17 protein-coding genes are annotated in these 17934 nt (G+C 71.1%); 9 read left to right on the top strand and 8 right to left on the bottom strand.

Annotation, left to right across the window (positions count from 1 at the left end):
* Nucleotides 1-4: 4 nt before the first annotated feature.
* The 3 genes from ACZ56E_RS08480 to ACZ56E_RS08470 all read right to left on the bottom strand — a co-directional run bounded on the left by ACZ56E_RS08480 (nt 5) and on the right by ACZ56E_RS08470 (nt 2617).
* Nucleotides 5-1429 (bottom strand): DEAD/DEAH box helicase, encoded by a 1425-nt coding sequence (locus ACZ56E_RS08480; protein ID WP_471212376.1) that lies wholly within the window; start codon nt 1427-1429, stop codon nt 5-7.
* A gap of 299 nt (nt 1430-1728) precedes the next feature.
* On the bottom strand, nt 1729-1932 hold the full coding sequence (locus tag ACZ56E_RS08475; protein ID WP_046930152.1) for a cold-shock protein: 204 nt from the start codon (nt 1930-1932) through the stop codon (nt 1729-1731).
* A 334-nt stretch (nt 1933-2266) separates the two neighbouring features.
* A complete protein-coding gene (locus ACZ56E_RS08470; protein WP_398300666.1) occupies nt 2267-2617 on the bottom strand; it encodes a MerR family transcriptional regulator in 351 nt (116 codons plus the stop codon).
* 273 nt (nt 2618-2890) lie between these two features.
* Here ACZ56E_RS08470 and ACZ56E_RS08465 point away from each other — a divergent pair, with 273 nt between their 5' ends.
* The 3 genes from ACZ56E_RS08465 to ACZ56E_RS08455 all read left to right on the top strand — a co-directional run bounded on the left by ACZ56E_RS08465 (nt 2891) and on the right by ACZ56E_RS08455 (nt 4315).
* Entirely contained in the window at nt 2891-3268 is a 378-nt protein-coding gene (locus ACZ56E_RS08465) for a hypothetical protein (protein ID WP_468604939.1), read from the top strand.
* A 159-nt stretch (nt 3269-3427) separates the two neighbouring features.
* The gene (locus ACZ56E_RS08460) at nt 3428-3847 is read left to right on the top strand and encodes an Hsp20/alpha crystallin family protein (RefSeq protein ID WP_471212373.1); all 420 of its coding nucleotides are present in this window, start codon (nt 3428-3430) and stop codon (nt 3845-3847) included.
* Nucleotides 3848-3916: 69 nt separating this feature from the next.
* Entirely contained in the window at nt 3917-4315 is a 399-nt protein-coding gene (locus ACZ56E_RS08455; RefSeq protein ID WP_468604935.1) for a DUF2267 domain-containing protein, read from the top strand.
* 128 nt (nt 4316-4443) lie between these two features.
* On the opposite strand, the gene ACZ56E_RS08450 is transcribed toward ACZ56E_RS08455, so the two are convergent.
* Nucleotides 4444-5313, bottom strand: a complete 870-nt coding sequence (locus tag ACZ56E_RS08450; protein ID WP_471212369.1) for a S1 family peptidase — start codon at nt 5311-5313, stop codon at nt 4444-4446.
* 204 nt (nt 5314-5517) lie between these two features.
* Between ACZ56E_RS08450 and ACZ56E_RS08445 the strand changes: the two genes are divergently transcribed.
* Both ACZ56E_RS08445 and ACZ56E_RS08440 read left to right on the top strand, forming a co-directional pair.
* Nucleotides 5518-6729 carry a pyridoxal phosphate-dependent aminotransferase gene (locus tag ACZ56E_RS08445; protein ID WP_471212367.1) on the top strand — a complete coding sequence of 404 codons (1212 nt, stop codon included), beginning with the start codon at nt 5518-5520 and terminating at the stop codon, nt 6727-6729.
* Between the two features lie 81 nt (nt 6730-6810).
* Entirely contained in the window at nt 6811-7221 is a 411-nt protein-coding gene (locus tag ACZ56E_RS08440; RefSeq protein ID WP_468087643.1) for an SCO4983 family protein, read from the top strand.
* A gap of 75 nt (nt 7222-7296) precedes the next feature.
* On the opposite strand, the gene ACZ56E_RS08435 is transcribed toward ACZ56E_RS08440, so the two are convergent.
* Nucleotides 7297-9039, bottom strand: a complete 1743-nt coding sequence (locus ACZ56E_RS08435) for an Ig-like domain repeat protein (RefSeq protein ID WP_471212365.1) — start codon at nt 9037-9039, stop codon at nt 7297-7299.
* A 192-nt stretch (nt 9040-9231) separates the two neighbouring features.
* Entirely contained in the window at nt 9232-11073 is a 1842-nt protein-coding gene (locus tag ACZ56E_RS08430; protein ID WP_471212363.1) for a phosphoenolpyruvate carboxykinase (GTP), read from the bottom strand.
* A 337-nt stretch (nt 11074-11410) separates the two neighbouring features.
* Between ACZ56E_RS08430 and trhA the strand changes: the two genes are divergently transcribed.
* The 4 genes from trhA to ACZ56E_RS08410 all read left to right on the top strand — a co-directional run bounded on the left by trhA (nt 11411) and on the right by ACZ56E_RS08410 (nt 15207).
* Nucleotides 11411-12148, top strand: a complete 738-nt coding sequence (trhA, locus tag ACZ56E_RS08425; protein ID WP_471212361.1) for a PAQR family membrane homeostasis protein TrhA — start codon at nt 11411-11413, stop codon at nt 12146-12148.
* A gap of 113 nt (nt 12149-12261) precedes the next feature.
* A complete protein-coding gene (locus ACZ56E_RS08420; protein WP_471212359.1) occupies nt 12262-13782 on the top strand; it encodes an MFS transporter in 1521 nt (506 codons plus the stop codon).
* Between the two features lie 4 nt (nt 13783-13786).
* The gene (locus tag ACZ56E_RS08415; RefSeq protein WP_471212357.1) at nt 13787-14422 is read left to right on the top strand and encodes a TetR/AcrR family transcriptional regulator; all 636 of its coding nucleotides are present in this window, start codon (nt 13787-13789) and stop codon (nt 14420-14422) included.
* Between the two features lie 29 nt (nt 14423-14451).
* Nucleotides 14452-15207, top strand: coding sequence for a Mut7-C RNAse domain-containing protein (locus tag ACZ56E_RS08410; RefSeq protein ID WP_471212354.1), 756 nt, complete (start codon nt 14452-14454; stop codon nt 15205-15207).
* On the opposite strand, the gene ACZ56E_RS08405 is transcribed toward ACZ56E_RS08410, so the two are convergent.
* Together ACZ56E_RS08405 and ACZ56E_RS08400 are read right to left on the bottom strand one after the other, a co-directional pair.
* Nucleotides 15204-15695 (bottom strand): nuclear transport factor 2 family protein, encoded by a 492-nt coding sequence (locus ACZ56E_RS08405; protein ID WP_471212352.1) that lies wholly within the window; start codon nt 15693-15695, stop codon nt 15204-15206. The genes ACZ56E_RS08410 and ACZ56E_RS08405 overlap by 4 nt on opposite strands.
* Before the next feature lie 119 nt (nt 15696-15814).
* Nucleotides 15815-17836: a thioredoxin domain-containing protein gene (locus ACZ56E_RS08400; RefSeq protein ID WP_471212350.1), complete on the bottom strand. Its 2022-nt coding sequence runs from the start codon at nt 17834-17836 to the stop codon at nt 15815-15817.
* Nucleotides 17837-17934: the final 98 nt, after the last annotated feature.

Genomic DNA, 17934 nt, shown 5'->3' with positions numbered 1-17934 from the left:
GGGTTCAGGCCGCGGAGTCGGTCCGCGTGCGGGCGGCGTAGGCGCGGCGCGCGCGGCCGTCGCGGGGGCGGCGGCCGCGGGAGGAGGAGGAACCGCCGCGTTCGGAGGCCGCCTTCGGCGGTGCCGGGATGGTCACCGGGGTGCCCGAGGGGGCCTGGGCGCCGGTGATGCGCGCCAGTTCCGGCTCGCCGGAGGCCACTTGGGCGGTATGCGGCCGGATGCCGGCGGCGGCAAGGAGGCGGCTCATGTCGCGCCGCTGCGCCGAGGTGACCAGGGTGACGACGCTGCCCGAGCCGCCGGCGCGGGCGGTGCGGCCGCCGCGGTGCAGGTAATCCTTGTGGTCGGCGGGCGGGTCGACGTTGACGACGAGGTCGAGGTCGTCGACGTGGATGCCGCGCGCCGCGACGTTCGTGGCGACGAGCGCGGTGACCTGGCCGGACTTGAACTGGGCCAGCGTGCGGGTGCGCTGGGGCTGGGACTTGCCGCCGTGCAGGGCCGCCGCGCGCACGCCGCTGCTCAGCAGGTGCGTGGTGAGCCGGTCGACCGCGTGCTTGGTGTCGAGGAAGAGGATCACCCGGCCGTCGCGGGCGGCGATCTCCGTGGTGGTGGCGTACTTGTCGGCGCCCTGGACGTGCAGCACGTGGTGCTCCATCGTCGTGACCGCGCCGGCCGACGGGTCGACCGAGTGGACGACGGGGTCGCTGAGGTAGCGGCGGACCAGCAGGTCGACATTGCGGTCCAGGGTGGCCGAGAACAGCATCCGCTGCCCGTCGGGCCGCACCTGGTCGAGGAGCTCGGTGACCTGGGGCAGGAAGCCCATGTCGGCCATCTGGTCGGCCTCGTCGAGGACGGTGACGGCGACCTGGTCCAGGTGGCAGTCGCGGCGCTCGATGAGGTCCTTGAGCCGTCCCGGCGTCGCGACGACGACCTCGGCCCCGGCGCGCAGCGCGCCTGCCTGCCGGCCGATCGACATGCCGCCGACCACGGTGGCGAGGCGCAGCTTCACCGATCTGGCGTACGGGGTGAGGGCGTCCGTCACCTGCTGGGCGAGCTCGCGGGTGGGGACGAGGATCAGGGCGAGCGGGCGGCGCGGCTCGGCGCGCAGGCCCGCCGTGCGGGTGAGCACCGCGAGGCCGAAGGCGAGGGTCTTGCCCGATCCGGTGCGGCCGCGGCCGAGGACGTCACGGCCCGCGAGGGAGTTCGGCAGCGTGGCGGCCTGGATCGGGAAGGGGGTGGTGACGCCGAGTCCGGTGAGGGTCTTCAGCACGCCGTCCGGCAGGCCGAGCGCGGCGAAGTCCTCGACGGGGGGCAGGGCCGGGGTGACGGTGACCGGCAGCGCGAACTCCCCCTGGAGGGCGGCGGGGCGGCGGCCTCGTCCCTTGGCGCGGTTGTCCGGGCGTCGGCTGTTTGTGCGACTTGAGCGGTTCATGAAGAACCTTCCTCGATGCGGCGCGTATCGAGGAATTCTCAGAGGCACCGACCGGTGCCGAGAATCGCTGGAACGGCCGGGGTAAATGAAAAAACATTCCCGGCCGCCGGTGAATTAATCCCGAATCGGCCGGTGAAAAGCGTCGCACTCTCCGATGGGACCACCGGGGTGCCGACCGCTCGAAACCTCGAACCATCAATCTGCCGGGGAGACGGACTCCCCGGAAACGCAACGAGCTGGGGCCCGCACCCAAGGTGCGGGCCCCAGCTACGAAGTACGCGTGAGCGTCAGCGTCAGCGTCAGGCGGGAACGATGTTCTCGGCCTGCGGGCCCTTCTGGCCCTGCGTGACGTCGAAGTTCACCTTCTGGCCCTCCTGCAGCTCACGGAAGCCCTGGGTGGCGATGTTCGAGTAGTGGGCGAAGACGTCAGCGCCGCCGCCGTCCTGCTCGATGAAGCCGAAGCCCTTTTCCGCGTTGAACCACTTCACGGTGCCAGTAGCCATGTCATATCTCCTTCGGGGCAGTGCCCAGTGGAGCCCACACTGTGCGGACTCCGCGTCGCCGCGATGATTACCCCGTCCGGAAATGACCGGCAATACAAAGTGCCCCAACCGGCACATAAAGCCGACGGGAGCACTTGGAGTCTCTGGAAACCACAACTGCAACTGATAACGACAGTAGCACGGCATCGCGCCCGGCGCATGGTTTTCCATATCGCTCGCCGGTCGGCTGATAAACCCTCATCGCGCATCACGCGAAATTCTCCATTTGCCGTCACAGATATGTGGTCGGCGCGAGACAGCGTTTGGCGGGCGAAGGCCCGGGAGACGGCCGGCCTCAGGACGCGGGCGCCCCCTCGGACTCGGACCCGGCGGGACGGCGCAGCTCCTCGTTCATCCGCAGGGCGTCCTCCAGCTGGTCCTCGAGGATGACGATGCGGCAGGCCGCCTCGATCGGCGTGCCCTGGTCGACGAGCTCACGGGCGCGCGCCGCGACCCGCAGCTGATAGCGCGAGTAGCGACGGTGGCCGCCCTCGGACCGCAGCGGCGTGATCAGGCGGGCTTCGCCGACCGCCCGGAGGAAGCCGGGCGTGGCGCCGATCATCTCGGCGGCCCGGCCCATGGTGTAGGCGGGGTAGTCGTCGTCATCGAACCTGTCGTTGCCGTGCGAGGGGTTCTCTGGGGGCATTTGCACCTCTTCTGGAACGCGTCTAGGGGCCTGGTGCCGTACAGCACCAGGCCCCGAGGGGTTTTCACGCCATCTACCGGCCCCGCGGGCCGGACATCTGTTACCGCATGGGCGCCCGGCTGAACGGACGGGCACTGCTCTTCGTATGGCTATGTCAGGAACTCTAACAACGGGACTTCCGCATGTCTATTCCAGCCGCGATAGATTTTCGGAAGCGGAGGAGGAGGTATCCGAGCACCCACCGGCCCCGCCACGTCGGTAGGCTGACCAGTCATGTCGAAGCCTGACGAGCTGCTCGTTGACATCGCCACCCTGGTGGAGTCCGAGCACAGCAATCAGATGTCCCTCACCGTGGTCGTCGCCGGCGCGGTCATCACCGGACGACTGGCCCCCGAAGCCCTGTGGCGGCGCCGTGTCGCCGAAGTCCTGAAGGACTCCGACCGGCTGGCCCCCTTCGCCTCCGCGTTCGTGGCCCCCGAAGCGGAATCCGGCCCGCCGCGGGACACCGAGCCGCCCACCCACCTGCACTTCCACCTGGCCCGGATCCTCCAGGGCAGCGTGGGCCTGCCCGAGACCGGCGGTATGTACCGCATCGCCCTCCGGGACGTGAGCGCCTGGACCGTGGGAGACCTCAGCTACTCCGACAGCTGACCGCCCACTCCCCAGCCGAACCGAAACCCGTCACCGCTCCCGTCGACAAGCCCCGCCTCAGCGCAGACCTGAGTCGGGGCTTGTCAATTTTCCTCCTCCGGGCTATATAGATTTCCGTAGGGCATCGCACCCAGCACCTGAGGAGAGGAGTGACCCGTGATGCTCATGCGTACCGACCCCTTCCGCGAGTTCGACCGTCTCGCCCACCAGGCCTTCAGCAGCGCCCGCCCGGCCGGCATGCAGATGGACGCCTACCGCCGGGGCGACGACTTCGTGGTCCATTTCGACCTGCCGGGCGTCGACCCCGAGTCGATCGACCTGGACGTCGAGCGCCACGTGCTGAACGTACGGGCCGAGCGCCGCTCCCCCGCCCCCGAGGGCGTGGAGATGATCGCGGCCGAGCGGCCCACCGGCAGCTACTCCCGCCAGCTGTTCCTCGGCGACACCCTGGACACGGAGCGGATCGACGCCTCGTACGAGGCCGGTGTCCTGACGCTCCGCATCCCGGTGGCCGAGCGGGCCAAGCCACGGAAGATCCACATCAGCGGCGGCGGCGACCGCAAGCAGATCGACAGCTGACCGCACGGCTCAACCGCACAGCCGACGCGAACGATCGACGACGACAACGAAACGGAGGAGAAGGGCACGATGGGGTGGAGCGAACTCATCGAGACGGTGAGGGAATCCGGCCAGTACGGGAGCGCCGCGGAGGCCGAGCGCGTGACGCGCGTCGTGCTGGCCGCACTCGGCGGCCACGTCATCGGGGACGAACGCGTCGATCTGGCGCGGCAGTTGCCCCCGGAGGCGGCGAAGCTGGTCGCCGAGCAGATTCCCGCCGTGCGGCCGCTCACGGCCGCGGAGTTCGTCGAAAGCGTGGCGCTGCGTCTGGAGGGGGCCACGCCGGCGACCGCCCGATGGGACGTCAGCTCCGTCCTCACCGCCGTGGCGCGGGCGGTCGACGCCGACCTCGTCGACCGTCTGCTCTGCCTGCTGCCGTCCGGCTACGCCCTGCTGTTCGGCAGGGCCGAGCTGGCACCGGCCGCCTGAGGGCCCGCCGCCCTGAGGCCTGAGCGCCTGAGCGCCTGACGCACGGGTGCCGCCCGGGAGCCCTGGGAAACGGGGCTTCCGGGCGGCACCCGCGGCCATGACCGCGGCGGCTCACCGTGCGGTTGCGGCTACTTGACCCCGGCGGGCTTCGGCAGCTGACAGCCCGCGCGGCTCAGGTCGATCTTGTTGCCCGCGCCGACGCAGGGCACGATCCAGTACGTCTGCTGCGCGTAGTTGATGCCCTCGCGAACGGTGATCCGGCCGTTCTCGTCGACCTCGCACGGGTTGTTGTCCGTGCACCTGCCACCGCTCTCGTTGCCGGTGTTGTTGACGGCGACGACCTTGCCGGTCGCGTCGTCGATCACCGGGGAGCCCGATGTGCCGCCGATCGTCTGGCAGGCGGGGGTGTAGCGGACCGAGTCCTTCCAGGTCCAGCTCCCCTCCTTGAGGCGGTAGGCGAAGCCGTCGATGTTGCACTTGTACAGCCTTTTCCAGTAGCCGGACGCGACGGTGATCGCCCGGCCCTGCTCGGGCCGCGCCGCGTTCAGCTCAAGCGCCTTGATGCCGTACCGGCTCTCGATGTCGCGGTAGGTGCTGGTGAGTTGGTAGAGCGACATGTCCGTGTCGGTCATCGTGCCGTACGCGATCTTGCTCGCCCGGACCGTTCCCGCGTTGCCTCCGGAGGCGTTGAGCAGGGTGAAGCTGCGGGACGACGCCTTGTTGACGATGACCTGTCCCGGCGCGGGGAAGCCGCCTTCCAGGCAGTGCCCGTTGGACAGGACGAGCGCCGGGTCGCCGGGCTGCGAGGAGGGCACACGGACGACGGATCCGGAGCAGTTGCTGAGCGCCACCGTTCCCGCGAAGTTGACGGCCTTGGCCTTGACCTCGGCCGCGGCCTTCGGTGCGGCGGGCGGTTCGTTGCCGACGGCCGCCGCTGGTGCCGCCGTCGCTCCGAGTATCAGAGCGGCGAAGCACACACCGACGAGAGGCTTCTTCATGTGGGGGGTCCCCTCTGAATGACTGAGTGACCGAAATTCCTTCGGTTTTGTCATGCGCATTGTTGAGGTACCCGGGGTGCGAGGACAAGACCGCGAACGGACACAACCGACCGCTGACAGGACACTCCCCCAGCGCCCCCGCACGCCCCTCTTGTGTCCGAAAACACGAAGCGGCACGTCCCGCCCGGCCTTAAGCTCGCGGACATGCAGGTCATCCAGTCGACGAAGCTCTCCAACGTCTGTTACGAGATCCGGGGCCCGGTCCTCGAGGAGGCGATGCGGCTGGAGGCGGCCGGGCACCGCATCCTCAAGCTCAACACCGGCAATCCCGCGGCCTTCGGCTTCGAGTGCCCCCCGGAGATCCTGGAGGACATCCTCCGCAACGTCGGCGACGCGCATGGCTACGGCGACGCGAAGGGCCTCCTGGCCGCCCGCCGCGCGGTCGTCATGCACAACCAGACCCTGGGCATCGAGACCGACGTCGAGCACGTCTTCATCGGCAACGGCGTCTCCGAGCTCATCGTGATGGCCATGCAGGGCCTGCTCGACGACGGCGACGAGGTCCTCGTACCGGCGCCCGACTATCCGCTGTGGACCGCGGCCGTGTCGCTCTCCGGCGGCACCGCCGTGCACTACCGCTGCGACGAGCAGTCGGACTGGATGCCGGACCTCGTCGACATCGAGCGCAAGATCACCGACCGCACCAAGGCGCTCGTGATCATCAACCCGAACAACCCGACCGGCGCGGTCTACGACGACGCGATGCTCCGCGGCCTCACCGACATCGCCCGCCGGCACAACCTCCTGGTCTGCTCGGACGAGATCTACGACAAGATCCTCTACGACGGCGCGACGCACACGCCGACCGCCGCCATCGCCCCGGACCTCCTCACCCTCACCTTCAACGGCATGTCGAAGGCGTACCGCGTGGCGGGCTACCGCGTCGGCTGGATGGCGATCTCGGGCCCGAAGGCGCACGCCTCCTCGTACATCGAGGGCCTGACGATCCTCGCCAACATGCGCCTCTGCGCGAACATGCCCGGCCAGCACGGCGTCGTCGCCGCGCTGAGCGGACGGCAGACGATCAACGACCTCGTACTGCCGGGCGGCCGGCTCCTGGAGCAGCGCGACACGGCGTACGACCTGCTGACACAGATCCCCGGCGTGAGCTGTGTGAAGCCGAAGGGGTCGCTCTACCTCTTCCCGCGGCTCGATCCGAAGGTCTTCAAGATCAAGGACGACCGGCAGCTGGTGCTCGATCTGCTGCGCGCCGAGAAGATCATGGTCGTGCACGGCACGGGCTTCAACTGGCCGGAGCCCGACCACTTCCGCGTCGTGACGCTGCCGAGCGCGCCGGATCTCGCGGAGGCGGTCACCCGGATCGGCCGTTTCCTCGACGGCTACAGCCAACCGTGACCGGCCGACATTGGGACCTACTCAACTTTAGACAGGATCTAAGCTAGGATGGCTTTCAAGCAACCGTCTGGAGGCCGTCCCATGTATGAGCCGATCCGCACCAAGTCGGTCCACTCGATGGCCGACGACGCGGGCTACCCCCACCGCTCCCGCGAGGAGGAGCTGGACATCCAGCTCGCCGGGCACCTCGCCGCGCTGCTCGCCGTCACGGACGAGCTGCGCGCCCTGACCCCGTCCGCCGACCTGGACGACGCCGCCGAGCAGCTGGCGCACCAGGTGGCGCGGCTGCGCGGCGGCGCGCTCCCGCCCAGGTCCGCGGTCGCAGCCGCGATTCACGAACCCCACCTGTCCGCCCTGCACCAGCGCGCCCACGCCCTCGCGGGCCGCGCCCTGGTCGTGGCGGCCTCCCGCGCCGACACCGCGGCGGCGATCCTGGCCGCCGGCCGCATGGACGCCCACGCGGACGCCACGCGCCTGGTCGGCGCCCCCTGATCGGCCCCGGTCCGCGGCCGGGAAGGCCGCGGACCGGGCGCCACCAACCCCGGCGGCGGCCGGGGTGCCCGCCGCCTAGCCGGTGATCCTCACGGTGGCCCGCGCGGTCGAGGCCTCGTGCAGCGCGTCGCCCGCGTAGCTCACCTCGTAGACCGTCCTGCCCCGCTTGCTCGGCAGGTCCCTGAGCTTGAACGTGCCGTCGGCCGCGACCGGCGCGGACGTCAGCTCACCCGTCGTGCCGAAGCGGTCGGTCCGCGTCACCTTCAGGCTGATCCCGGACGGCAGCGCGCGGCCCTGCCCGGTCAGCCTGCCGGTGATCTCCACGCCGCCCGCCCGGGTCGCCTCGGCGGGCGCGGTCAGCTCGACCGCCGTCGGGGCCTTGGCCACGTCCACCGTGACCGTGACGTCCTCGGCCGGGCGGTGGGTGACGTCGCCGAGGAACCGCAGCGTGTACGTCGCCTCGCCGAGCCGGTCCGGCACGTCGAGGACGGTGAAGCTGCCGTCGGCCGCGACCTTGGCCGCCGCCACCTCCTGCGTACCGTCGGCGTCCTTGCGGACCGCGGTGACCTTCACGGGCTCCGCGGGCGCGGTCCCGTCCAGCTCCAGCCTGCCGCGGATACCGAGGGGTTCACCGACCACGGGCTTCGCAGGCGTGGTGCCGATCGTGCCGGTGAAGCGCGAGTCGTACTGCGCGGCGGGCGGCTGGATGATGTGGAGCCAGTACTCGTGTCCCGCGGCGCTGGTGGTGACGGCGAACAGCCGCTTCCCGTCCTTCGACCAGTCGAGACCGCGCGGCACGACACGGTTGCCGTCGAGCGGCCCCTCGAAGGCGAACTCGAACGGCGTCACCCCGTCCGCCGGGTCGGCGGGCTGCACCAGCAGGTCGGCGGTGCTCCCGGTGGCGGCCGCACCGCGTGCCACGTACTTCCCGTCGCCGCTGAACGCCACCGCGGAGGACGTGGCCCCCTCGGGCAGCGCCTGGTAGGGCGTGCCGGCGTCCGACAGGTCACCGGCGTTCAGGAGCCGGGTGCCGTACGCGGCGTCCGCGACCGCCACCCGCTTGCCGTCCGCGCTGACCGCCAGGTCCTTCAGCTGCAGCGCCCCCTTGCCCTCGCTGTCGCCGAAGCGGCGCACGGCGTCGCGCACGGGGTTGTCGCCCTCGGCGTCGAAGGCGGCCAGGAACGGGTCCTTCTCCGTGGAGCTGGGCTCCTGGCCCATGAAGAACCGCTTCGTGTCGCCCGGCGCGGCCTCCAGGGCGAGCCTGCCCCTGGCGTTCCAGCCGGTCCGGCCGTGGACGCCGCCCACCAGGCCGTCCAGGTCGCTCCGCGTCTCGGGGCAGTCGGACACATAGGAGCCGGACTGGGTCGTCCACCAGGCCTTGTCGCCGGTGACGGCCACCTCGCGGCCGCAGGTCTCCTCGTACGCGTTGGAGACCACGGTCGGCTTGAGCGTGGCCGCGTCGTACGTCACGATCCTGGCGCGCTCGCCGGTGTAGAGCGTGTTGCCGTCCGCGCTCAGCGCGAGGCCCGAGACCCGGGTGTCCGTGGTCTTCTTGGAGACGAGGTGCCCCTCGAAGTCGTAGACGGCGATGACGCCCTTGTTGTCCCAGCTGCCGCGATTGTTGTCCGAGACGTAGACCCGGTCGTGCACGGAGTCCACGGCGATCGCCGAGTACGAGGAGATCGGCAGCTTCACGACCTCGTCCGACGCGGTGGCGGCGTGCGCCGCGGGCGTGCCCACCGCGACGAGCCCGGCCGAGCCGAGCGCCGCGACGACCGCCGCCCCCGTCGCGCGCCTCAACCGCTGAGTCTTCTTCAACTTGGCCCCCCACAGGCTTGTTTGACGGCCCGTGACGATCACCGGCCCCCGTGCGGGTCATTGAAACATGTGAGAGTCATGTAAAGGCAAGGTGTGAAAGTTGCGAATGTCGGCGGTCGGGGACGGGTGCGGACACGCGGAGGGGCCCCGCACGCCGTTGTGCGGGGCCCCTCCGGGATGCGCGGGGATTCGTCAGCCGAGGCGCTTCACCAGCGCGCGGTACTCGTCCCACAGCTCCTTGGGCGTGTGGTCGCCGAAGGTGTTGAGGTGCTCGGGGACCAGGGAGGCCTCCTCGCGCCAGACCTCCTTGTCGACCGTGAGCAGGAACTCCAGGTCGTCCTTGGCCAGGTCGAGACCGTCGGTGTCCAGCGAGTCGACCGTCGGCAGGATGCCGATGGGGGTCTCGACGCCCTCGGCCCTGCCGTCCAGGCGCTCCACGATCCACTTCAGGACGCGGCTGTTCTCGCCGAAGCCGGGCCACACGAACTTGCCGTCCGCGTTCTTCCGGAACCAGTTGACGTAGTAGATCTTCGGCAGCTTGGACTGGTCCTTGTCCGCGCCGACCTTCACCCAGTGCGCCATGTAGTCGCCCATGTTGTAGCCGCAGAACGGCAGCATGGCGAACGGGTCGCGGCGCAGCTCGCCGACCTTGCCCTCGGCGGCGGCGGTCTTCTCGGAGGCGACGTTCGCACCGAGGAAGACGCCGTGCTGCCAGTCGAAGGACTCCGTCACCAGCGGCACCGCGCTGGCGCGACGGCCGCCGAAGAGGATCGCCGAGATCGGCACGCCCTTGGGGTCCTCCCACTCGGGCGCGATGATCGGGCACTGCGAGGCGGGGGTGGTGAAGCGGGCGTTGGGGTGGGCCGCGGGGACGCCCGCCTCCGGGGTCCAATCGTTGCCCTTCCAGTCCGTGAGGTGCGCCGGAGTCTCTTCCGTCATCCCCTCCCACCAGACATCGCCGTCGTCCGTCAGCGCGACGTTCGTGAAGACGGAGTTGCCCCACAGCGTCTTCATGGCGTTGGCGTTGGTGTGCTCGCCGGTGCCGGGCGCGACGCCGAAGAAGCCGGCCTCGGGGTTGATCGCGTAGAGCCGGCCGTCCTCGCCGAACCGCATCCAGGCGATGTCGTCGCCGATGGTCTCCACGGTCCAGCCGGAGATCGTGGGCTCCAGCATGGCGAGGTTCGTCTTGCCGCAGGCGGACGGGAACGCGGCGGCGACGTACTTCGACTCGCCCTGCGGCGGGGTCAGCTTGAGGATCAGCATGTGCTCGGCCAGCCAGCCCTCGTCGCGGGCCATGACGGAGGCGATGCGCAGGGCGTAGCACTTCTTGCCGAGCAGGGCGTTCCCGCCGTAGCCCGAGCCGTACGACCAGATCTCGCGGTCCTCGGGGAAGTGCGAGATGTACTTCGTGGAGTTGCAGGGCCACGGGACGTCGGCCTCGCCCTCCTGGAGGGGCGCGCCGAGCGTGTGGACGGCCTTCACGAAGAAGCCGTCCTCGCCGAGCTCGTCCAGGACGTGCTGACCCATCCGGGTCATGGTGCGCATGGACACGGCGACGTACGCCGAATCGGTGATCTCGACGCCGATCGCGGACAGCGGCGAGCCGACCGGGCCCATGCAGAAGGGCACGACGTACATGGTGCGGCCGCACATGGAGCCGCGGAAGACACCGCCCCGCTCGTCCTTGCCGCGGAAGATCTCCCGCATCTCCGCGGGGGCCTTCCAGTGGTTGGTCGGGCCCGCGTCCTCCTCCTTCTCGGAGCAGATGAAGGTGCGGTCCTCGACGCGCGCGACGTCGGTCGGGTCGGAGGCCGCGTAGTACGAGTTCGGGCGCAGAGTCGGGTCGAGCTTCTTGAAGGTGCCCTTGGTGACGAGCTCCTCGCACAGGCGCTCGTACTCGGCCTCGGATCCGTCGCACCACACGACGCGGTCGGGCTGCGTCAGTTCGGCGATCTCGTTGACCCAGGAGACGAGCTCCCGGTGGTTGGTCGGGGCAGTGCCCAAGGACAGGGGAGCCGCGATGTCGCGCGCCACGATTGCTCCTAATCGAGGGGTTTTCAGGATGTATGCCCCGTGGGGGCTGCGACCCGGACGCTTCACGTGTACGTACTTTGGCGCTCATCCGGTGCCGACCGCACTCATTTGATCATCCGACGCTCGCGCGCATCTGTCCAGAGGGCTTCACACCTGAGCGGCGTGAGCATCGCCACTTGTACGGGTACGGGTGCGAGGGCGCGGTTCCGTCCCCTTCTGGCGTGGAACCGTCCCCTGTGGCCGGGGCCGCTCCCCCTGTGGCCGGGAACCCTCCCCCCGTGGCCGAGAACTCCCCGCCTGATTCCGGACTTACGGGCCCGTAGGTACGATGCGACACATGACCGCTCACGTCCCCGAAGCGATCCCGCAGCCCGCGGACGACCACTCGGCCGACTCCGACAACCCCTCGCTCGTCCCGTCCCCGGACTCCATGCCGCTCCCCGTGAAGCCGAAGATGCGCGGCTGGCTGCACGCGGGCATGTTTCCCGCGGTGGTGGTCGCGGGCCTGGTGCTCACCGCGCTCGCGGACTCCTCCCGCGGCCGCCTCGCCTGCGGCATCTTCGCCCTGACCGCGTGCCTGCTGTTCGGCGTGAGCGCGCTCTACCACCGGGGCGACTGGAGCCCGAGGGCCGACGGCGTCCTGCGCCGGCTCGACCACGCCAACATCTTCCTGATCATCGCGGGCACGTACACCCCGCTGACCCTGCTGCTGCTCCCCGACGCGAAGGGGCGGTGGCTGATGTGGGGCATCTGGGGGGCGGCCGTCGCCGGCATCGCCTTCCGGGTCTTCTGGGTCGGCGCCCCGCGCTGGCTCTACACCCCGTGCTACATCGCGATGGGCTGGGCCGCGGTCTTCTTCCTGCCGGACTTCATGCGCACGGGCGGCATCGCGGTGCTCGTCCTGGTCATCGTCGGCGGCGTGCTCTACAGCGTGGGCGGCGTGATCTACGGCATCAAGCGCCCGAACCCCTCCCCTCGCTTCTTCGGCTTCCACGAGGTCTTCCACTCGCTGACCCTGGCGGCCTTCGCCGTGCACTACGTGGGCATCTCCCTGGTGGCCTACCAACACGGCTGACGCTCCCCCTGCCATGTGAGTGGCCGCGACTCCCCAGTCGCGGCCACTTTTTTCATGCCCGCGACGGCGACTGATATTGACAGCACGCATCTTTTGACAGTTACTCTCATTTCATGGTGACTGTCACAGGTAACTCCGCCGCCGTGCGGCAGGACCCCCGCCGCTGGTGGGCCCTCGCCGCCCTGGTCGCGAGCATGCTCGTGCTCGGCTTCGACATGACGATCCTCAATGTGGCGCTGCCGACGATGGCCGAGCAGCTCGGCGCGAGCACGGGCGAGCAGCAGTGGATGGCGGACGCCTACGTGGTGGTCTTCGCCGCCCTGATGCTGCCCGCCGGGCTCCTCGGCGACCGGTTCGGACGCCGCAGGATGCTGATGACCGGGCTAGGGATCTTCCTGGCCGGCTCGCTGATCGGCGCGCTCGCCGAAGACGTCTCGCTGGTCGTCGTGGCCCGTGCCGTCATGGGCGTGGGCGCCGCCCTCGTCATGCCGCTCGCCATGGCCGTCCTGCCCGCCCTCTTCGGGCCCGGCGAGCGGACCAAGGCCGTCGGCATCGTCTCGGCCGCCTCCGCGCTCGGCGCGCCGCTGGGGCCGATCGTCGGCGGCTGGCTCCTCGACCACTTCTGGTGGGGCTCGATCTTCCTGATCAACGTCCCCATGGTCGCGATCGGCCTCGCCGCCTGTCTGTTCCTGCTCCCCGAGACCAGCGACCCCGCCGCCCCGAAGGTCGACGTCGTCTCCACCGCCCTGACCGCCGCCGGTCTCGGCGCCCTCATCTACGGCGTCATCGAGGCGCCGGGGCGCGGCTGGGGCGACCCGCTGGTCGTCGCGATGCTCGCCGGTGCCGCCCTTCTCGTCGCCGCGCTCGTGCTGCGGGAGCGACGGGCGGCGCGGCCCATGCTCGACATGTCTCTGCTGCGCAACCGCGGCTTCTTCCTGAACACGATGGCGGCGACGCTGGTGATGTTCGTGCTGTCGGGCCTGATGTTCGTGCTGCCGCAGTACCTCCAGGCCGTGCTCGGCAACGACGCCTTCGGCACCGGCGTGCGGATGCTGCCGATGATGGGCGGTCTCCTCGTCGCCGCGAAGGGCGCGGAGCCGGTCGTCCGGCGCTTCGGGGCGCGGGCGGTGATCAGCGGCGGGCTCGTCGTCCTCGCCTTCGCCGCGATACTCGGCAGCCGCACGGACGTCGACAGCGGCTACGGCTTCACCGCGCTGTGGCTCTCGATCGCCGGTCTCGGCTTCGGCTTCGCGATCGTGCCGGCCATGGACTCGGCGCTCGGCGCGCTGCCCGTGGAGCGCGCGGGCTCCGGCTCGGGGCTGCTCATGACCGTACGACAGGTGGGCGGCGCCCTCGGGATCGCGCTGCTCGGCTCGCTGCTCGCCGGGGCCTACACCGACCGGCTCGACACCGGCGGCCTGCCGGGACCCGCGGCCGACGCCGCCGGTGACTCGGTGGTCGCCGCGCACGGGGTCGCCGAACGGGCCGGGGCACCGGGGCTCGTCGAGTCCGCGAACTCCGCGTACGTCCACGGCATGGGCCTCGTCCTGCTGGTCAGCGGAGTCGCCGCCCTGGTGACCGCGCTGTTCGTCGCCGCGCTGCTGCCCAGGGCCGGGGCCGATGCACGACAATGACGTCATGACGGCCGCACGTATCCCCGCACCCACGGGCGCCCCCCGGCCGGGCCTCCGTGAGCGCAAGAAGCTCAAGACCCGCCTCGCGATCCGTGAGGCGACATACCGGCTGATCCGGGCGCAGGGGTACGAGGCGACGACGGTCGAGCAGATCGCGGAGGCGGCGGAGGTGTCCCCCTCCACCGTCTTCCGCTACTTCCCGACCAAGGAGGACATCGTCCTCACCGACGAGTTCGACCCGCTCCTGGAGCAGGAGTTGCGGGAGCGTCCCGCCGACGAGCCGATCGTGGAGTCCCTGCGGCACGTGCTGCGGCGGGCCGTCGGCCTCGGTCACACCGAGGAGCCCGAGGTGTCGCGGCTGCGGACGAAGCTGATGATCGAGGTGCCCGCCGTGCGCTCCCGGATGCTGGAGAGCATGTCGGTCACCGGCGGCATCCTGCGCCGCGTCATCGCGGAGCGCACCGGCCGGGACGCGGACGAGCTGGAGGTGCGGACCTTCGCGATGGGGCTGATCGGCGCGCTCACCGAGACCGCCGCGTACTGGGCGGAGCACGACCACAAGGACGACCTGACCGCGCTCGTGGACCGGACCCTCGACATGCTGGCGCACGGGTTCCCGGAGGCGGGAAATTCCCGGTGACGCCCGGCCCGGCATGCCATCCTGACGGCATGAACGGTCCGGAGATCTCCATCAGTTTCGCCCCCGAGCTGGGGATTTTCGTCCCGCAGACACGCAGGGGCGGGCCCACCGCGGCCGTCACGGACGGGGTGTCCACGCTCGGGCACGTCGTCGAGTCGCTCGGCGTCCCGCTGACGGAGGTCGGCGCGCTCGTCGTGGACGGCCGCGGGGTCGCCGCCGGACACGTGCCCGCGGCGGGCGAGACGGTGACCGTGCGCGCGGTGACGCGCCCGCAGCCGGTGCCGGGCGCCCCGCTCCGTTTCCTCCTCGACGTCCATCTCGGCACGCTGGCCCGCCGCTTGCGGCTGCTCGGCGTCGACGCGGCGTACGAGAGCACCGACATCGGCGACCCGGCCCTCGCCGCGCGCTCGGCGGCCGAGCGGCGCGTCCTGCTGAGCCGCGACCGCGGCCTGCTGCGCCGCCGCGAGCTGTGGGCGGGGGCGTACGTCTACAGCGACCGCCCCGACGACCAACTCCGCGACATCCTCGGCCGGTTCGCCCCCGAGCTGCGCCCCTGGACCCGCTGCAGCGCCTGCAACGGCACGCTCAGGCCGGCCACGAAGGAGGAGGTGGCGGACCTCCTGAAGGGCGGCACCCGCGGCACGTACGACGTCTTCGCCCAGTGCGAGAGCTGCGCCCGGGTGTTCTGGCGCGGCGCCCACCACGACCACCTGGAAGACATCGTGGACCGCGCGATGGAGGAGTTCGGCACCCCGGCCCACCGCTCCGCGGCACGGACGGCCTAGGCGGCACCCCCCGGCTCGAACGCCCGCGCCACCGCCAGGCTGTCCTCGTAGACGTGGTGCCGGGTGACGAGCCCGTCCTCGACCGTGAGGTGCAGGGCGAACCGCGCGCGGTACGCACGTCCCGTGGGGCGGGCGGTCTGGCGGATCTCGCCGAGCACCACCGCGTCGGCGCCGTCGACGAGGACGCGCTCGACTTCCGTCGCCACCTCCTCGGGCACGTGGTGCTCGGCGAGTTCGCGGTAGTGCGCGGCGGCGTCGGCCCGGGTGGTCCGGTGCCGGATCCACGGCGTGGCCGCCCTGCCGTGCTCGGACTCCGGCCAGTCCAGCTTCCAGTCGCCCCGCTCGGCGTACAGCTCGGCGATCCGCTCGGGGTCGCCCTCACCGATCCGCCGCAGCAGTTCCTCGACGACTGCGCGGGTGCTCCGGCCTGCGGTTGTGGGTGTGGGTGTGGGTGTGGACGTGGGTGCGGGTGCGGGCGTGGCGGACATGGCCGGCCTCTCCGTTCCGGCCCGCGCCCCGTCCGGCGCGGGAAGATCGCCAGTCTTTCCTGCGCGGACGGGGCGGGCGATTACCTCGCGGGTAATGGCGGCCCGGCGACGGTTGCGGGCTAGGAGAGCAGGCTCGCCAGCTCCGCCGGGTCCGTCGTCGGGGCCGTGCAGACGAAGCCGCGGCAGACGTACGCCGTCGGGCGTCCCTCGACCAGGGGGCGGTCGGCGAGCAGCGGGAGTTCGGTGCTGCCCGCCGGGCCCGCGGCGACGACGGCGCCGGGTGCGGTGCCGAGCAGTGCCGTGCGGTGCAGGTCGCCGAGGATCTCGCCCACGACCGCCACCTCGCGCGGTCCGTCGAGCGCCGCCTCTGCGACCGCGAGGCCGTGGCCGATGAAGCGCGGCACGCGCGGGCCGAGCGCCTTGACGATGCCCAGCGCACGCTCCGCCGCCGTGCGGTGCGGCTCGGCGCCGGTGTGGGCCGCGTACGAGAGGAGCGCGCCCGCGGCGGCCGTCCACCCGGACGGCGCCGCGTTGTCCGTCGGGTCCTGCGGGCGCCGGATGAGCCGCTCCGCGTCCGCCGCCGTGTCGTACAGCGCGCCGCTCTCCGCGTCCACGAACTGCGCGAGGACATGGTCGAGGAGGAAGCCGGCGAACTCCAGCCAGACCCCCTCACCGGTGACCCCGGCCAGCGCGAGGAAGCCCTCCGCCACGTCCGCGTAGTCCTCCAGGACGCCCGCGTTGGCGCCGACCTGGCCGTCCTTGGAGGTGCGGGCGATCCGTGCGCGCGGGTCCATGTGGAGACGTACGAGAAGATCGCCCGCGGCGACGGCGGCCGCGATCAGGTCAGGACGGTCGAAGTACGCACCGACCTCCGCGAGCGCGGCGATCGCGAGGCCGTTCCAGGCGGCGACCACCTTGTCGTCACGGCCCGGCGCGGGCCGCTCGGCACGCGCCGCGAGCAGCCGCTCCCGCACGGAGGCGAGGCGGGAGGCGTCCGCCAAGGGGGCGTCCAGGGCGGGGAGTTGGAGGACCGACGCGCCCTTTTCGAACGTGCCCTCCTCCGTCACACCGAAGCAGGTCATCGCCAGCTCCGCGTCCTCCTCCCCCAGGACCTCCCGCAGCTGCCCCGGCGTCCACACGTAGTACGCGCCCTCGACATGCGCGCCCGTCGCCGGGTCCTCGCTGTCCGCGTCGAGCGCGGAGGCGAAACCGCCCTCGTTCGTACGGAGTTCGCGGACCATGAAGTCCGCGGTCTCCAGGGCGACTCGCCGCGCGAGCTCGGAGCCGGTGGCCCGCCACAGATGGGCGTAGGCGCGGCACAGCAGCGCGTTGTCGTACAGCATCTTCTCGAAGTGCGGCACGACCCACTCACGGTCGACGGAGTAGCGCGCGAAGCCCCCGCCGAGCTGGTCGTAGATGCCGCCGCGCGCCATCCGCTCGCACGTGTCGGCGGCCATCTGCAGCGCGCCCTCCGCGCCCGTGCGGCCGTAGTGCCGCAGCAGGAACTCGACCGCCATGGACGGCGGGAACTTCGGTGCGCCGCCGAACCCGCCGTGTGTCGCGTCGTAGTCCCGGGTCAGGCCGAGCAGCGCCTGCGCGAGCTCGTCCTCGCCGGGCTTCTCGCCCGAGCCGTGGGTGAGCTGCCGCTCCCCGAGGTCCCGCACGATCTTCCCGGCGACCTCGGCGACCTCGCCGCGCCGGTCCGTCCACGCCCGGTGGACGCCGTCGAGGACCTGCGCGAACGACGGCATGCCGTGCCGCGGCTCCGGCGGGAAGTACGTACCGAAGTAGAAGGGCTCGGCGTCGGCGGTGAGGAAGACGGTCATGGGCCAGCCGCCCTGGCCCGTCGCGGCCTGCACGGCCTCCATGTAGACGGCGTCGACGTCCGGCCGCTCCTCGCGGTCGACCTTGATGTTCACGAACTTCTCGTTCATGAGCGCGGCCGTCGCCTCGTCCTCGAAGGACTCGTGCGCCATGACGTGGCACCAGTGGCAGCTGCTGTATCCCACGCTCAGCAGCACCGGCACGCCACGCTCGCGCGCCTCCTCGAAGGCCTCGGCCGACCAGGGCCACCAGTCGACGGGGTTGTCGGCGTGCTGAAGGAGGTAGGGGGACGTCTCATGGGCCAGTCGGTTCGGCATGCCCCCCATCCTCGCGCACACCGGGCCCCGATCCGCGGACGCCCTCGCGCCGGGGCCCCGTACGCAGGACACTTGTGACCGCAGGCAACTGTTGCTCT

The sequence above is a fragment of the Streptomyces sp. NPDC039480 genome (assembly GCF_055597165.1).
Note: the sequence above shows the minus strand (reverse complement) of the source record. Positions and strands in the feature narration are given on the sequence as shown.

Coding starts and splice junctions, on each gene's coding strand:
- ACZ56E_RS08400 (WP_471212350.1), bottom strand. CDS start 17,836: ATGCCGAACCGACTGGCCCATGAGACGTCCCCCTACCTCCTTCAGCAC.
- ACZ56E_RS08420 (WP_471212359.1), top strand. CDS start 12,262: ATGGTGACTGTCACAGGTAACTCCGCCGCCGTGCGGCAGGACCCCCGC.
- ACZ56E_RS08440 (WP_468087643.1), top strand. CDS start 6,811: ATGTATGAGCCGATCCGCACCAAGTCGGTCCACTCGATGGCCGACGAC.
- ACZ56E_RS08445 (WP_471212367.1), top strand. CDS start 5,518: ATGCAGGTCATCCAGTCGACGAAGCTCTCCAACGTCTGTTACGAGATC.
- ACZ56E_RS08455 (WP_468604935.1), top strand. CDS start 3,917: ATGGGGTGGAGCGAACTCATCGAGACGGTGAGGGAATCCGGCCAGTAC.
- ACZ56E_RS08460 (WP_471212373.1), top strand. CDS start 3,428: ATGCTCATGCGTACCGACCCCTTCCGCGAGTTCGACCGTCTCGCCCAC.
- ACZ56E_RS08415 (WP_471212357.1), top strand. CDS start 13,787: ATGACGGCCGCACGTATCCCCGCACCCACGGGCGCCCCCCGGCCGGGC.
- ACZ56E_RS08470 (WP_398300666.1), bottom strand. CDS start 2,617: ATGCCCCCAGAGAACCCCTCGCACGGCAACGACAGGTTCGATGACGAC.
- ACZ56E_RS08475 (WP_046930152.1), bottom strand. CDS start 1,932: ATGGCTACTGGCACCGTGAAGTGGTTCAACGCGGAAAAGGGCTTCGGC.
- ACZ56E_RS08480 (WP_471212376.1), bottom strand. CDS start 1,429: ATGAACCGCTCAAGTCGCACAAACAGCCGACGCCCGGACAACCGCGCC.
- ACZ56E_RS08450 (WP_471212369.1), bottom strand. CDS start 5,313: ATGAAGAAGCCTCTCGTCGGTGTGTGCTTCGCCGCTCTGATACTCGGA.
- ACZ56E_RS08410 (WP_471212354.1), top strand. CDS start 14,452: ATGAACGGTCCGGAGATCTCCATCAGTTTCGCCCCCGAGCTGGGGATT.
- ACZ56E_RS08405 (WP_471212352.1), bottom strand. CDS start 15,695: ATGTCCGCCACGCCCGCACCCGCACCCACGTCCACACCCACACCCACA.
- trhA (WP_471212361.1), top strand. CDS start 11,411: ATGACCGCTCACGTCCCCGAAGCGATCCCGCAGCCCGCGGACGACCAC.
- ACZ56E_RS08465 (WP_468604939.1), top strand. CDS start 2,891: ATGTCGAAGCCTGACGAGCTGCTCGTTGACATCGCCACCCTGGTGGAG.